Genomic DNA, 14,940 nt, shown 5'->3' with positions numbered 1-14,940 from the left:
GTTCACGCATGAAATTTTCCCATTTTTTTATTCAACGGCCTATTTTTGCCGCGATGCTATCGCTGATCATACTTATTGCTGGTGGTTTATCTTTATTTCAATTACCTGTTAGCGAATACCCTGAAGTTGTGCCACCTACTGTTGTTGTCACCGCGAGTTACCCTGGCGCTAACCCAACCGTTATCAGCCAAACAGTTGCAACACCTTTAGAACAAGAAATTAATGGCACAGAAAACATGCTGTATATGTTTTCACAAGCCACTAGCGATGGCCGCATGACGTTAACGGTCACTTTTGCCTTAGGCACTGATTTAGACCGAGCGCAAGTTCAGGTACAAAATAGAGTCAATAGCGCCCTGCCACGCTTACCCCAAGAAGTACAACGTTTAGGTGTTGTTGCAGAGAAATCGTCACCTGATCTCACCATGGTTGTTCATTTATTTTCACCTGAAAATACCCATGACACGACTTACCTTACCAACTATGCTGATTTGTATATTAAAGACCAAATCACTCGTTTAGATGGCGTCGGTGATCTTAAATTATTTGGTGGTGGCCAATATGCTATGCGCATTTGGTTAAATCCTGATGATTTAGCTTCTCATGAATTAACAGCGAATGATGTTATTACAGCTTTACGCGAACAAAACCAACAAGTTGCAGCAGGTAGTTTAGGAGCTCAGCCAGCGAGTAACGATAGTCAATTTCAAATTTTATTAAATGTAAAAGGTCGATTAAGTAATATTGAAGAATTTGAACAAGTGATCATCAAGTTGGGTGAGCAAGGACAAATAACTCGCCTAAAGGATGTTGCACGAGTTGAATTAGGTCAAAACAATTATTCATTACGCGCCATGCTTGATGGTAAACCAGCACTTGCAATTCCTGTGTTTCAAAGACCAGGTGCAAATGCTATTGAGTTATCAGATCAAGTTCGCGAAACCATGGCTAATTTATCAAAGAACTTCCCCGCAGGCGTTGAATACGACATTGTTTATGATCCAACCGTTTTTGTACGGGGATCAATTGATGCCGTGATAACAACCTTACTTGAAGCGATAGTGTTAGTAGTAATTGTCGTTATTTTATTTTTACAAACTTGGCGCGCGTCTATCATTCCATTAATTGCCGTGCCTATTTCACTTATTGGTACGTTTGCTGTAATGCAATGGCTAGGGGTTTCCATTAATACTCTGTCGTTGTTTGGCTTAGTACTCGCTATCGGAATTGTCGTTGATGATGCCATAGTGGTTGTGGAAAACGTCGAGCGTAATATCGAAAAAGAGCTAACCCCATTAGAAGCTACGCGAGTTGCCATGACAGAAGTCACTGGGCCAATTATCGCGATAGCATTAGTGTTAGGCGCGGTATTTATTCCAACGGCTTTTATTAGCGGTTTATCAGGGCAATTTTATAAACAGTTTGCGTTAACAATCACGATTTCAACTTTTATTTCGGCATTTAATTCATTGACTTTATCGCCAGCGTTATCAGCATTATTACTACAATCGCACGATAGCAAGCCAGATAAATTAACTCGCTTACTTAATGCATTATTTGGCAAATGGTTATTTAGCCCTTTCAATCGACTTTTTGATAAAGGTGCGCAAGGTTATCAGAAGCTGGTTCAAAAACTGATAAGAATGAGTGCGGTGGTGGGTATTATTTATTTTGTACTGCTTGGCGGCACCATTACTTTATTTAACCAAGTTCCCGGTGGTTTTATTCCTGCACAAGACAAACAGTATTTAGTATCAATCGCTCAATTACCAGACGCTGCAAGTTTAGATAGAACAGAACTTGTGGTAAAAGAAATGCAAAAAATTGCTCTTGAAATTCCCGGAGTCGCGAATGCGGTAGCTTTTCCTGGTTTATCCGTTAACGGTTTTACTACTAGTCCTAATAGCGCGATTGTCTTTACGCCACTCGAATCTTTCGATAAAAGAACCGATCCAAGTCAGTCTGCCATGGCTATTGCTGCACAATTAAATCAAAAGTTTATGGCCATTGATGAAGCCTTCGTTGCTGTGTTTCCGCCGCCTCCTATTCAAGGGTTAGGTACAACAGGAGGATTCAAACTGCAGATCGAAGATCGTGAAAATAAAGGCTTTGAAGTCCTGTTTAATAACTTACAAGCGGTGATAGCAAAAGCACAAAAAGATCCTGCCTTAATGGGGTTATATTCAAGCTTTCGCATTCAAGTACCTCAAATGGATATTGATATTGACCGTGAACAGGCATTGATTCAAGGGATCCCACTAGATGAGGTTTTCGATGCATTACAAATTTATTTAGGCTCAATTTATGTCAATGACTTTAATTTATTTGGCAGAACCTATCAGGTTAACGCGCAAGCCGATGCAGATTTCCGTCAAGATCCTGCGCAAATACTTAACTTAAAAGTACGTAACCGACAAGGACAAATGGTGCCGCTAGGATCGGTTCTAACGGTCACGCCTAGCACAGGCCCGGATCGAGTCATGCATTATAACGGTTACCCGAGCGCTGAATTAAATGGCAGTCCTACTCCCGGCACGAGTTCCGATCAAGCGCAAAAAGCTATTGAAGCAATTTTGGCTGAAACGTTAGAACAAGGAATTTCATATGAATGGACAGAAGTTACATACCAGCAAATACTAGCCGGTAATACGATGGTATATGTATTTCCATTGGTGGTGTTATTAGTCTTTATGGTATTAGCCGCACAATATGAGAGTTTACGCTTACCTTTAGCGATAATTCTAATTGTTCCTATGACAATATTTTCTGCTTTACTAGGAGTATGGTTAGTGGGTGATGATAATAATATTTTTACTCAAATAGCATTAATCGTACTTGTTGCTTTAGCGTCAAAAAATGCGATTTTAATGGTCGAATTTGCAAAAGATCAGCATGATCATGGTTTATCACATTTAGATGCAATCATTGAAGCATGTCGCTTACGTTTACGCCCTATTTTAATGACGTCTATTGCTTTTACGGCTGGCGTTATTCCACTGGTACTTGCCACAGGGGCTGGTTCAGAAATGCGTCATGCAATGGGTAATGCCGTATTTTCAGGCATGATTGGTGTCACCATTTTTGGCTTATTATTTACGCCGGTTTTCTATATTTTCCTGAGCAAAAATAAAGCTGTTAAGGGCGAGGAATAATCATGATTAGCTTAATAAAACGCCCAATAAAACATAAGTTTGCCATTATCAGTTTTACAATCAGTTCACTCTTTTTATCGGGCTGTGCCAGTAAAATCAATGAAGAGCAGCATCAACAATTGCTAGAGAGCTTTATTGAACGTGCCGATGTCGCAAGTAGTTTATCTGGAATGGATGAGTCAAATTGGTGGCACCAGTTTGATTCACCACAACTCAATCAGTTAGTAAACCTGGCTTTAGTCAAAAATCATGACTTAAAAACCAGTCAGTTACAGCTAAAGAGTATGCTTGCACGACTTGGCGCGCAAAAAGCAGAATATTTACCACAGGGAAATATTACTGTTTCAGCAGAAAGGAGTAGTTTAGCAGAAACTATCACAAGTCAATCTAGTGCGAATATTGGCGTTGATTGGCAAATAGACTTATTTGGTCGAGTCACAGCTTTAGTCGATGCTGCCAACGCCTCAGCAATGAGTAAAGCAGAACAGTTAAGGTTATTAAAAGTAGAAATAGTCTCATCGGTAGTAAAAGGCTATATAAGCTATCAAGGTAATTTAGAAAATGAGTTAATAATCAGTCAACAAATTGAAGCATTAAAACAAAGTATTGATGTACTAAAAGCGCGGGTTGATGAAGGTGTTGCCAATGAACTTGATCTTAATCGAACTAAAGCTCAACTTAGTCAACAGCAAGCTCTTTTGCCAGCAATTAAATACGCTCAATATCGTGACTTATCAACACTTGCGCTCTTAACGGGGCAATTCACCAATGAAATGATGTTGACTGAAAAAACGGGCTTTTTATCGAGTGATCTTGCGGTTGAAATTGCAGATCCTAATAATGCAATTGCGCTACGCCCTGATATCAACCAAGCATTATTTAATTTTAGCCAAGCTTATTCACTCAGTGTCGCAGCCAGTAAAGCACTTTTACCAAATATTAGTATAAGTGGTTTTGCCGGTGTATTAGGCTTGAACAACACACGTTTAGTTGACACTCAACAACAATGGCAAGTGACTCCTCAATTAGAGTGGTCGTTACTAAGTTATCCGGCATTAATTGCTCAAAAAGACGCACAACAGTTTTTAAGTGAAGCGGCATATAGTGCCTACCAACAAGTAGTACTTAAAGCGATTAACGAGAGTGAACTGTCTCTTCAGTTTTTAATCAAGCAAACCAATCAACATTCGTATGCACAGGCTAGATTTAAGCATGCAAACAATGCTTTTTTACAGGCTCAAGCCATGTATCAAGAAGGACAAATTCCTTATCTAGAGTTGTTAGATGCGCGGCAGGATGTTTTAATAGCGGAAAAAAATAACATTGATACATCCATCTCGTCATTAATTGCCAAAGTAAGTACTTATCAGGCATTTAATGGCCATTGGAGTCAACAGTTAATAACCGAACATTAGAATTAAAATGGCGTTGAACGAATCAATACAACTTGGCGAGTTACCCAAGACAATGAAAGCTATTGTCTTGGAAAAACCCAATGAGCAAATGCAATTATCAACAGCTGAATTAGCATTGCCGCAGTGCGATGAAAATGAAGTTTTGGTAAAAATTGAATATGTGGGCTTAAATCCATTAGATGCCCAATTTGCTAAAGCAGGTTTTTGTAAATGGCAATACCCACATACTATTGGTTTAGATGCCGTTGGTATTGTCGTACAAGCAAACAAAGGGTTATTCCCAAGCATTGGTGACCGCATTATGTGGCATTCAAGTCTTGCTCAACAAGGGGTGTTAAGTGAATATGCTAAAGTGCCAAACTATTCTGTATCGGTAATTCCAGATGGTGTCCCCTCAAGTACGGCGGCTACCCTCCCCTGTGCCGGGATGTCTGCGCTTATCGCCTTAAATAAAATACAAATTTCTGAAGGCGATACTATTTTTATCGAGGCTGGAGCGGGTGCGGTAGGTCAGTTTGCTATTCAATTTGCCAAACAACGTGGAGCAGATGTTTTTACGACGGCATCGAAACACAACCATAAATTAGTGAAAAAATTAGGCGCCGATGCTGTTTTTGATTATCATGACAAAAAACTTTGTGAAAACATTAGAGCAACTTTAGGCCCACAAGGATTTGACGCTGTAATCGATTCTATCGGCGGCGAAACAACCGTGAGAAATATTGAATTAATGCGATTTTGTGGCCGAATTGCGTGTTTAAAAACCTTGCCAGTACTTGCGCCAGAATTAATGTTTAGAAAAGCTCCTAATATCAGTATTGTGTCTTTAGGTGGGGCATGGTTAGCTAACAGCCTGTGCGCACAACAACATATGAGTTTTATGAGTAAATTATTACTCGAAAATGTTGCTGATGGTAAAATAATTCCGCCTGAGCAATTCATTGTCGACTTTAATGATGTATGTATTTCTAGAGCGTTAGAGAAACAAATATCAGGTAATTTCACCGGTAAACAAATCGTAAAATTGCAGTGATATAAATGACCTCAATACCAAAAAATTTAGCAAAAACGCTCGATAAATTAATAGCTTCACAACAAGGTCTTTATCGAGAAGGTAAAGTTGCAGATTACATTCCTGCCTTAGCAACTGTCTCCCCTGAATTAATGGCAATTTCTGTCGCCACCCTTGATGGTAAATTAGTTGGCGCGGGCGATATCCAAGCGCCGTTTTCCATACAAAGCATTTCAAAAGTGTTTGGTTTAGTCATGGCAATGAACCGATTAGGTGATTCATTATGGCAACGTGTCAGAATGGAACCATCAGGTCAGCCGTTTAACTCAATTATCCAGCTAGAATGGGAAAAAGGTATTCCGAGAAATCCTGTGATCAATGCCGGCGCTTTATTAGTAGCGGATGTTCTAGCCAGCCATTATTCATCGAGTAAACTTGCTTTCCTAAGTTTTATGCGTCATTTAGCCAATGATGAAAATATATATATCGACCAAAACGTTTATCAATCTGAATTAATTCACGGTAATCGAAATGCCGCTTTAACTTATCTGATGAAAAGTTTTGGTAATATTGAAGCTGAAGTGCCAGAAGTACTTAGTCACTATTTTACTCAATGTTCAATTTCAATGAATTGCCATCAGTTAGCACAAAGTTTGTTATTTTTAGCGAATAAAGGCGTTGATCCTAGAACAAATGAACAAATATGTACTCGGCAAGATTCACATAGAATTAACGCTATTTTGTCGACCAGCGGTATGTATGATCAATCAGGTGAGTTTGCATTTTCAGTTGGTTTACCGGCCAAAAGCGGTGTCGGTGGAGGGATAATAGCCATCATTCCAAACTATGGTGTTATTTGCTCATGGAGTCCACCTTTGAATAAATTTGGCAACTCCGTTGTTGGTATGAATTTAATATCAGGATTTGCTAACGAACTCGGTTTATCTATCTATTAAATCAGTATACCTTTTAGATTAAGTGACCTATTTAGTTAGTAACATGACTGAAAAGTGAATCTATATCAGTCACTATGTGATGACATTCGTCGATTAACGAACAATCCTAAACTCCCAAAAATAAAAATAAGCAAACTCGCAGGCTCTGGCACAGCAACTCTCGGCGAAAATGCAGTTATTACCGGTTCATCAAAACTAATACGACCTTGTTTTACTAAATAAGTGCCAACTCCTGAATTACCAATATCATAATACTTATTATAATCGACAGGAAAATCTGGGGCATATAACTTCCCTCCTCCTAACGTCACGCCAAATAATGAAAATTTATTTTCGTTATCAAAGAAAAAGCCAAAAGATGAGCTAGCGCTGGTGAGCCCAAATAGAGTTGAGAATTCTTGAGCTAATAAATTATTACCTGTACTGTAACCAGGAGAATTATACGACACTGTCTCGCCAAAAAAGTTTAAGAATAATTGAGTAACATGGCTTGATTTCGCATAATTGAATCCCTTTTCATGATGAGGAATTAAGGCGCTTTCATAAGCTTTTCCATCCGTTACCGACAAATCCAACCATGTTAAATCAGTGTCTTCATCGTATACCGCTAAATTATCTCCTAAAGTTAGATAATCTGATTGTATTAAAGCGGCCTCTGCATTTTTAGTATTACCACTATTAAGAAGTACACCGAACACTACCATTAACATTAATTTATATTGCATTCTTTTATCCAGCTATTTCAGGTTTATCTTTAAAATTCGTGTGTGATAAATCCGTTATCTTTATGACCAAAATCAAGATCAAAATTACTATATTAATCTTATGATTTATAAAGTTTAATAGCTCCTTTTTCCGATAAGCTATCATAAAAATTTAACGAAATGTAACTATTTTTTAACAAAATTGATAATAAAAATTACCAGCTGATTGTTAACTAAGTGGTCAACCAGAATTTAAACAAAATTTAATCCTAATCTACGCTGAAAAAAGACATTTTATTGTCTTAAGGCTTTATTTTTCAAACTATAATCGCTAACAAACAATTTACATCACTTAATTAAATCAAGTAAAAAATCTAGCAAGGTTACCAGTGAAATCAATTCAAACTATTGGTTTATAGGAAATAATTTCTCTACTTTCAGGCAATATTTAAGATAACTGTTACACTTATTTTAATAATAAAATGGCTTGAAAGGGATATTACTATGGCGAATAAAAAACATGCTGCTACCGCTTCGAATAATGATAGCGCTTCTATGGATGAACTAACTCAATTAAGGACCATTGTTTTTGGCGCGGCAGAGCAAAAGCTTATGGCGCAACTAGCGGCATTGAAAAGCGAAATGGAGAAATCAATCAACTCGCTTGAACAACGATTAGCAAATAAAATCTCTTCATTTCAAAAAACAGTTGAAACTAAACAATTAGAAATCGATGAACGAATCGCTTTCATTGATAAATCTCACGATGATAACGAGGCGAATCTACAAAAATCCTTAGACAGTTTATATTCTGAACATGAAATGTTTGCTAGTGCTACTCAACAAGATTTTAAAGATTTAAATCAATCGCTTGATAATGAAAGCTCTACCCTTTCCAATAATTTTGATCAACAAATTAGCCAATTGAAAACACATTTAGAAGAAGTCTCAAATGAATTAACGTCTTCAAAAACAGATAGAAAAACATTGGCCAAGTTGCTTGCGACTATGGCAACTAACTTGGAAGATGACCAGTTATAATGCCAAAAGATACTTCAGTGTCAGACCAAGAGTCACAACAAGAGCTAGAACAGCTTAGACACATCATTCTAGGTCAAGATAATCAGCGGATCACCGACGCCGTAAATAAAGATGCTCGAAGCATAGTTTCAAATGTGCTAACAGAAGCTTTTCATGACAGACAGAAAAAAGACGATTCAATAAAAAAAGTACTCTTACCCATTGTAGAAAACTCTGTAGAGCACTCAGTAACGCATCATAGCGATCGTTTAATCAGTTCACTTTATCCTCTGATGGGCAGCTTAGTGCGAAAATCTGTCGGTGCTTTTCTGTCTAATTTTATCGAGAGAACAAACCAATTAATTGAACACAGTTTTACAATAAAAGGCTTAACATGGCGTTTTAAAGCTTGGCAGGCAGGTGTTAGTTTTACACAATATGTCGTTTCGCAAACTTATAATTATCGTGTTGAACACATTTTTCTGATCCATCAGGAAACAGGTTTGCTCTTAAAAGCGGTTAACTTAGATCAACAAAGTCAAAACGATGCTGAGTTAATTTCTTCAATGCTTACCGCCATTAATGATTTTGTAGGCGACTCATTTCAACTTGATGATAATGGCGTCAAAGAACAGTTACAGACGGTAAGTACTGATAATTTCAATTTATTAATTAAACCTGGGCCTAGTGCCATCATTGTCGCGGCAGTTTCAGGAACACCTCCGCAATCACTTAATGAACAATTGCAACTTACCCTTGAAGAAGTTCACCACTTATATCAACAAGAATTTCAGCAATTTAATGGCGATAATGCTCCTTTTGAAAATGTCGATACACAATTAAATGACTGCTTATTAACCGAAGAAAAACCGGAACAAACCTCAAACAGAAGAAAACCATGGTTTGCTTGGTTTATTATGGCTATATCCATTTTATTTATCGGCTTTAAATCACTTAATTGGTACAAACTTGATAAGTTACATCAGCAGATTATAGCGATTGATCATGAAGCTGGTATTGTGGTGAAAAACCTTGAGGTACACTCAAAACAGCTGATCTCTTTAGACTTAATGCGTGATCCTAGTGCTTTATCTGTACAGAAATGGTTTGAATTACAGAAAATACCTTTCGAAAATGTAACATTAAAAGAGCGAAGATATTACTCATTGTCACCAGAGTTAATAAAAATACGTATCGAAGAAGTCCTACAGAAATACCCTCAAATTACTTTTGATTGGCAGAATGACCAACTAAACTTATACGGACAGTTAGATTACACTAATCATCAACAATTAACGTCTAAACTGGTTGAAATAGGATTAAAACCAAACGAATTAAACGAGAAAGAATTAACACTTACAAACAGTCGTCCACTTGCCGAATCAGTTAGCATTAATCAGCAAGTATTCAAAGCGTTAGTCGGTAAAATAGCCAGTATCCAATTAAGTTTTGATAGCGGTGATGCTCAAGTCAATGCGTCAATGACAGACGATTTACAGTTGCTAAAACAACAAGTTACTCAGCTAAGTTTGTTAGCTAGCCAACTTAACAAAAGTGTGGGTTTGATCATTATGGGCTGTAGTGATAATACGGGTAATGTCATTACAAATAATGCACTTAGCTTAAAACGAGCTGAAAATACCGCCTTAGCTTTAACTAAACTAGGGTTAAAAAGAGAACAAATGTATGTCACAGGTATTGGACAAATCAACATAAAAGATGTGAAAAACACCGCGAGAAAGGTTATGTTTAATATTATCTATGTTGAGCATACAACTAACTAATGCAATGGTTAATGGGTTGATAGGTTTATCACAGTTAATTGGCATAATTAGATAACAACATTAATAACAACTTAATAAAGAGATGGATTTTGATTCAAAAAAAGATATGCCTTTTAGGGGCATCTAGCGTCGGTAAAACCAGTTTGGTTAAGCAATACGTTGAAGGTATTTTTAATGAAAAATACCTGACATCTATTGGCGTGAAAGTTGATAAAAAAGTTGTCAATGTGGCTCAACAAGAAGTTCAATTAATGTTATGGGATGTTGAGGGATATGACCGCTACAATGTTTTTCAAGATAAGTATTTACGGGGAGCTGCTGCTTATATCATCGTAGTAGATCAAACGAGAAATACCTCTTTAATCGAGGGGCTTGAAATCCATGCGTTAGCGAGAAAAGCCAATAATGTCCCGGCAATTCTCGCCATTAATAAAAGTGATTTACAAGCAAACTGGCATTTAGAAGATAGTAAAACAAAACAATATCAATCGTTATTTAACGCTCACTTTAATACCAGCGCTAAAACTGGCAGTAAAGTAGAAGAAATGTTCCAAGCAATTGCCGAGCTTACGCTTCAGGAGTAATAACATGCATGCAACTTTACTCAGCGTACTTAATTCTTTGCAACAGGTAATTTTTGAAGTTACCAACTGTGATACAGGAGAAGTGCAACGTATCGCCGGAAATAGCCAGTGGGCTTTTGATTTATTTCCATTATTACATCAACAAGACACCATTTTTATTGATGATCACACGCCATTTTTACAAGACTTTTTAATTGATGCACAACAAGTATGGCAAGGTAATCGCAACAATACCCTTAAATCAGGTTTTTGGACCGAAGTAACCGACAATCAAAAAGAACTACACCTTGAAGCCACAGCAATAAGACACAACGATAAAAATATATTATTGATAACGAGCTTAGCTGAAGAATTTAAGAGCAAACAAAATACCTTACAATCTGCCCGAGAATTATTATTATCCAACGATCGGCTAATCGAGCAAAATGAATATTTACATTCTCGTTTACTTACCATTCTGAAAAAACCGGAGCAGCAAGGAGATATATTAATTGCATTAACGAAAGCGATAGAAAATGCAGGTTTTTCCGTTATTATTACCGATAGTTCATTACAAACACTTATCGAAAACTCATCAACTTATTCATTATTTGAACAACGACGTCAAGCCCTCGAACATGATGAAAAGCCCATTGATATTATTTTTAACTTAATGAAAAGCCAATTGCCTGAGTTTGACCGTATTATGAACACCAAATCAGGATGGGATGGCGAACTTTGTTGGATATCACCTCCTTCGACATTAAAATGGTTAAAAATAGCCTTATATCCCGTAAAAACTGAGCTTAATGAAGTCAATAACTGGATAATTTTCACCAATGACGTCACCAACATTAAGCATTTAGTGCAAAAAAATGAACAGCTTGCACTCCAAGATATGCTCACTGAATTACCTAACCGTTTTTCTTTTTGGCAAAAACTTGAACGACAGACCAATGAACACAAGCCTTTTTACTTATTGTATTTAGATATCAATAATTTTCGTTCTCATAATGAATATTATGGACATGATGATGGCGATAAATTATTGATCGAGTTAAGTGAAAGGATCACTGCAACGTTAAATAATAACGACTATTTAGCCCGTATTGGTGGTGATGAGTTTGCCATTATTTTGTCTGATATTGAAAATGAACACGACTGTAAAAAAAGACTTGATAAAATATTTGCTTGTACATACAAACCCTTTATCAGTACAAAAGGTGAACCCTATTCAATTAGTGTAAGTGTAGGTGCGGCGAATTATCCAAAAGATGCCAATAGCGTTGAAGAACTCATGAAATTTGTCGATTTAAGTGCATATAGCGGCAAAGATAATAATAACAAGAATTCCATACAATTTTATTCTCAATCATTGCAAGATGCTTCATTGCATATTATTGAATTAGAAAAAGAGCTTAGAGATGCCATCAAGTACCACCAATTTGAATTGTATTTACAACCAATTGTTAACTTAGAACAAAACTCTATTTATAAAGCTGAAGCGTTAATAAGATGGAATCATCCAGAAAAAGGTCTTATTTCTCCAATTCAATTTATTCCGGAAGCAGAAAAAAGCGAATTAATAAACGCGATTGGTCATTGGGTCATTAAATCAGCTTGTGAATTAGTCAAACAATTGAATAAACATGGCTATAACATAAAAATTTCTATCAATTTATCTCCCTCTCAAGTCATTGAAGAAAATTTATTTTCTTTTATTCATAATTGTATAAAAGAATATAACATTGAACCTGACCTATTAGAGTTTGAAGTTACTGAAGGCGTTTTAGTCAATGATTATGCAATAGCTGAAAAATTATTAAGTAAAATAAGAGCAATAGGCATGAGCGTATCTGTTGATGATTTTGGTACTGGCTATAGCTCATTAGCTTATCTTAAAAGGCTTCCTTTAGATTTTGTCAAGATAGATCAATCCTTTGTTAAAGATATCGTGGTTGACGATAATGATAAAGCCATAGTTAGAGCCGTGATTGCTATGGCACATAATCTCAATTTAGGTGTTACCGCTGAAGGCGTAGAAACGGTAGAACAATTAAAATTTCTTAAAAATAATGCCTGCAATTCTGTGCAAGGCTATTTATACAGTCGGCCAATAAACTTTGAATCCTTCTTAAAGTTAATAAAAGAATTTTATTAATGTGTATAGGCAAGGCAGCGTGAATGTTAGGATTTATGGTTTATTTATGGACAAGTTAATTAAATTAATCTATCAGGTGATTTTATCTCGTTTGTCCAAGACATCGGGTTACCATATGATGAACTTGTTTTCGGAATCTCCCCAGATTTCTAAATTTTTAAACATTTGTTTGATGTTAAGGGTGCGTTTTTCGCACCCTTTTTTTCTACCTGTCATTTATACATTTAACAATAGTGAATAAAAAACAACTTTTCATTTTACAACACTGCACCATCGTTTTGCACCAATACAATACATAGCACCAAAACAGGGCAAGCAATCCAAAATTTATGGTTATATTTGCACCAGCTATTTTTATAATATAGATAAAAAACGTATATAACCCAGACAAACCGTAATGAGTACAAAAAAATTAAAGACTGGCATTACTGGTCTAACATTTGCTGTAGGTGGATTGGGATCATCAAAAGTATTCATTAATGGCTATTCAAACACCTATCCGCGGACTGCGATCTTTTTGTATCGCAGCCAAATGTTTAAGTTTCAAACATGCAGCTTCACAGCTATTTTTAACACCTTCGGCTGTTAGTCACCAGATCAAACAATTAGAAGAACAAATAGGCTTTACCCTATTTGAGCGACAAACTCGCGCGATAAAATTAACCACCTCAGGTAAGAAATTTTACAATGCCGTACAACCTATAATTCAAGAGTTAGAAGCTACCATAGGTAGGTTTACGGCCACAGAAGAAAACAAAACCATCACTATCACATTACCGGAATTTTTTGCCAGTGAATTGTTTATTCCAAAATTGAGTGTTTGGACGGAAGAAAATCCAACCATCAACTTACAATTGGAAACCGTCAAATCGGCAAATCAAACCAATATTCCAGCCGAGCTTTCGATAGTATTAGCTAATGGTAAGCCTAATGGCAGTATTGTTCATGAGCTATTTCCGATTCGCTATGCTCCTGCGTGCAATAAAAGTTTATATAAAAAATGGTCAAGTTTAGGCTACGACGCTTTAAAAGAAGTGCCGTTAATTCTTCATCAATCTCGCCCTTGGTCTTGGCATCAGTGGGCTGACAGAGTAGACATAGAAGATTTCGATCCAAAGCAAATTATTCAATTTGACAGCATGTTTGGTGTTGCTAGAGCGGCACAGCAAGGCATGGGAATCGCACTGGTTCCTTTACCTATGAGTAAATCATGGTTTAGTGAACAATTATTAGTGAAATTATTTGATCATGAACTCGTCACCAATGATAAATACTTTTTAATTAGGCATGAAAGTATCAACGAAGGAAGTGAGCTTGATAGCTTTGCCACTTGGATAAAACAAGAGTTTTCTTTATAAGTGAATTAATTTCAATTGATGGCTGTAATTTTGTCGTTTGTCAGCCATCAACCTTTTTCTTAAAGTAACAACCGTCAACAACATTGACATTAACTTCTAACTTTAATGAAAAGGACAAAATCATGAAACTTAATACACTCGTTTCAAAAACATTACCCTCATTGTTACTATTGTGTAGCAGTACAACATTTGCATTAGACAGCGCAGAAAAATTTAAAGTTGCTGTAGTTAAACATACAACTGGCGCAGATAAAATTGTCGCTGGCGATTATGCAAATGGTATGAAAGACATTGAGATGAAAAAAACCATCGATTTTAACCATGCAATGAACTTATGTGCAGCACAAATCAAAACGTATAAATTTGATAAAGCCGAAGAGTCTTGTACTAAAGCAATCGATTCTTTATCTGTCAACGCTACTCGTGGTCGTCATGGTAAATTATTAAAAGCATTAGCATATAGCAACCGTAGTATCGCCAAACATTTAAACAATGAAAGCTACAGTGCTTATGAAGATTTACTAACAGCAAAGTCTTTATCTGAAAATTCTATTATTTTAGATAACCTTGCTTATTTTAAATCATCAACAAGCATGACTACTTCCGCTGGTTTAGATACTGTGGCAGCAGATTAAGGAACAATCATGAAAGACTTAAAAATACAATTTGAACGCATATTTCTATTTTGTTACCAAGTCAGTCATTTATCTTTATCGCAATGGAATATTGAAAAACTGCAAATGAATACTCTAGGTGCAAACCGACAGCAAAACACTAAATAGAGAATGTTTATGAGAAACGTGATTGGGTGTAAC

General features: G+C 36.4%; 12 protein-coding genes. 11 read left to right on the top strand and 1 reads right to left on the bottom strand.

What is annotated here, in order from left to right:
- The first annotated feature begins 8 nt into the window (after positions 1-8).
- From RM573_RS08070 to RM573_RS08055, 4 genes are read left to right on the top strand one after another with little or no spacing between them, the layout of a single operon-like run.
- Positions 9-3,152 carry an efflux RND transporter permease subunit gene (locus RM573_RS08070; protein WP_311579907.1) on the top strand — a complete coding sequence of 1,048 codons (3,144 nt, stop codon included), beginning with the start codon at positions 9-11 and terminating at the stop codon, positions 3,150-3,152.
- 2 nt (positions 3,153-3,154) lie between these two features.
- On the top strand, positions 3,155-4,567 hold the full coding sequence (locus RM573_RS08065) for a TolC family protein (RefSeq protein ID WP_311579904.1): 1,413 nt from the start codon (positions 3,155-3,157) through the stop codon (positions 4,565-4,567).
- Between the two features lie 7 nt (positions 4,568-4,574).
- Positions 4,575-5,600, top strand: a complete 1,026-nt coding sequence (locus RM573_RS08060) for a zinc-binding dehydrogenase (protein ID WP_311579899.1) — start codon at positions 4,575-4,577, stop codon at positions 5,598-5,600.
- Between the two features lie 5 nt (positions 5,601-5,605).
- Positions 5,606-6,535 (top strand): glutaminase, encoded by a 930-nt coding sequence (locus RM573_RS08055; RefSeq protein ID WP_311579896.1) that lies wholly within the window; start codon positions 5,606-5,608, stop codon positions 6,533-6,535.
- A gap of 65 nt (positions 6,536-6,600) precedes the next feature.
- Here the strand turns inward: RM573_RS08055 and RM573_RS08050 are convergent, their stop codons facing one another.
- Complete coding sequence (locus tag RM573_RS08050) at positions 6,601-7,260, bottom strand: PEP-CTERM sorting domain-containing protein (protein ID WP_311579892.1); 660 nt, start codon at positions 7,258-7,260, stop codon at positions 6,601-6,603.
- A 483-nt stretch (positions 7,261-7,743) separates the two neighbouring features.
- Here RM573_RS08050 and RM573_RS08045 point away from each other — a divergent pair, with 483 nt between their 5' ends.
- The 7 genes from RM573_RS08045 to RM573_RS08015 all read left to right on the top strand — a co-directional run bounded on the left by RM573_RS08045 (position 7,744) and on the right by RM573_RS08015 (position 14,907).
- Positions 7,744-8,280, top strand: coding sequence for a hypothetical protein (locus RM573_RS08045; protein WP_311579889.1), 537 nt, complete (start codon positions 7,744-7,746; stop codon positions 8,278-8,280).
- Positions 8,280-10,043, top strand: coding sequence for an OmpA family protein (locus RM573_RS08040; protein WP_311579887.1), 1,764 nt, complete (start codon positions 8,280-8,282; stop codon positions 10,041-10,043). The genes RM573_RS08045 and RM573_RS08040 overlap by 1 nt, the downstream gene beginning before the upstream one ends.
- 89 nt (positions 10,044-10,132) lie before the next feature.
- The gene (locus tag RM573_RS08035) at positions 10,133-10,627 is read left to right on the top strand and encodes a Rab family GTPase (protein ID WP_311579884.1); all 495 of its coding nucleotides are present in this window, start codon (positions 10,133-10,135) and stop codon (positions 10,625-10,627) included.
- A 4-nt stretch (positions 10,628-10,631) separates the two neighbouring features.
- On the top strand, positions 10,632-12,767 hold the full coding sequence (locus RM573_RS08030; RefSeq protein ID WP_311579881.1) for a putative bifunctional diguanylate cyclase/phosphodiesterase: 2,136 nt from the start codon (positions 10,632-10,634) through the stop codon (positions 12,765-12,767).
- A 485-nt stretch (positions 12,768-13,252) separates the two neighbouring features.
- The gene (locus RM573_RS08025; protein WP_311580355.1) at positions 13,253-14,125 is read left to right on the top strand and encodes a LysR family transcriptional regulator; all 873 of its coding nucleotides are present in this window, start codon (positions 13,253-13,255) and stop codon (positions 14,123-14,125) included.
- 122 nt (positions 14,126-14,247) lie between these two features.
- A complete protein-coding gene (locus tag RM573_RS08020; RefSeq protein ID WP_311579878.1) occupies positions 14,248-14,760 on the top strand; it encodes a hypothetical protein in 513 nt (170 codons plus the stop codon).
- Positions 14,761-14,769: 9 nt separating this feature from the next.
- A complete protein-coding gene (locus RM573_RS08015; protein WP_311579875.1) occupies positions 14,770-14,907 on the top strand; it encodes a hypothetical protein in 138 nt (45 codons plus the stop codon).
- The last annotated feature ends 33 nt before the right edge of the window (positions 14,908-14,940 follow it).

The sequence above is a fragment of the Thalassotalea castellviae genome, assembly GCF_031846185.1.
Classification (GTDB): domain Bacteria; phylum Pseudomonadota; class Gammaproteobacteria; order Enterobacterales; family Alteromonadaceae; genus Thalassotalea_H; species Thalassotalea_H castellviae.
Note: the sequence above shows the minus strand (reverse complement) of the source record. Positions and strands in the feature narration are given on the sequence as shown.

Bases quoted from the DNA above. Each gene is read 5' to 3' on its own strand.
- RM573_RS08070 (WP_311579907.1), top strand. From the start codon at position 9: ATGAAATTTTCCCATTTTTTTATTCAACGGCCTATTTTTGCCGCGATG.
- RM573_RS08065 (WP_311579904.1), top strand. From the start codon at position 3,155: ATGATTAGCTTAATAAAACGCCCAATAAAACATAAGTTTGCCATTATC.
- RM573_RS08060 (WP_311579899.1), top strand. From the start codon at position 4,575: ATGGCGTTGAACGAATCAATACAACTTGGCGAGTTACCCAAGACAATG.
- RM573_RS08055 (WP_311579896.1), top strand. From the start codon at position 5,606: ATGACCTCAATACCAAAAAATTTAGCAAAAACGCTCGATAAATTAATA.
- RM573_RS08050 (WP_311579892.1), bottom strand. From the start codon at position 7,260: ATGCAATATAAATTAATGTTAATGGTAGTGTTCGGTGTACTTCTTAAT.
- RM573_RS08045 (WP_311579889.1), top strand. From the start codon at position 7,744: ATGGCGAATAAAAAACATGCTGCTACCGCTTCGAATAATGATAGCGCT.
- RM573_RS08040 (WP_311579887.1), top strand. From the start codon at position 8,280: ATGCCAAAAGATACTTCAGTGTCAGACCAAGAGTCACAACAAGAGCTA.
- RM573_RS08030 (WP_311579881.1), top strand. From the start codon at position 10,632: ATGCATGCAACTTTACTCAGCGTACTTAATTCTTTGCAACAGGTAATT.
- RM573_RS08020 (WP_311579878.1), top strand. From the start codon at position 14,248: ATGAAACTTAATACACTCGTTTCAAAAACATTACCCTCATTGTTACTA.
- RM573_RS08015 (WP_311579875.1), top strand. From the start codon at position 14,770: ATGAAAGACTTAAAAATACAATTTGAACGCATATTTCTATTTTGTTAC.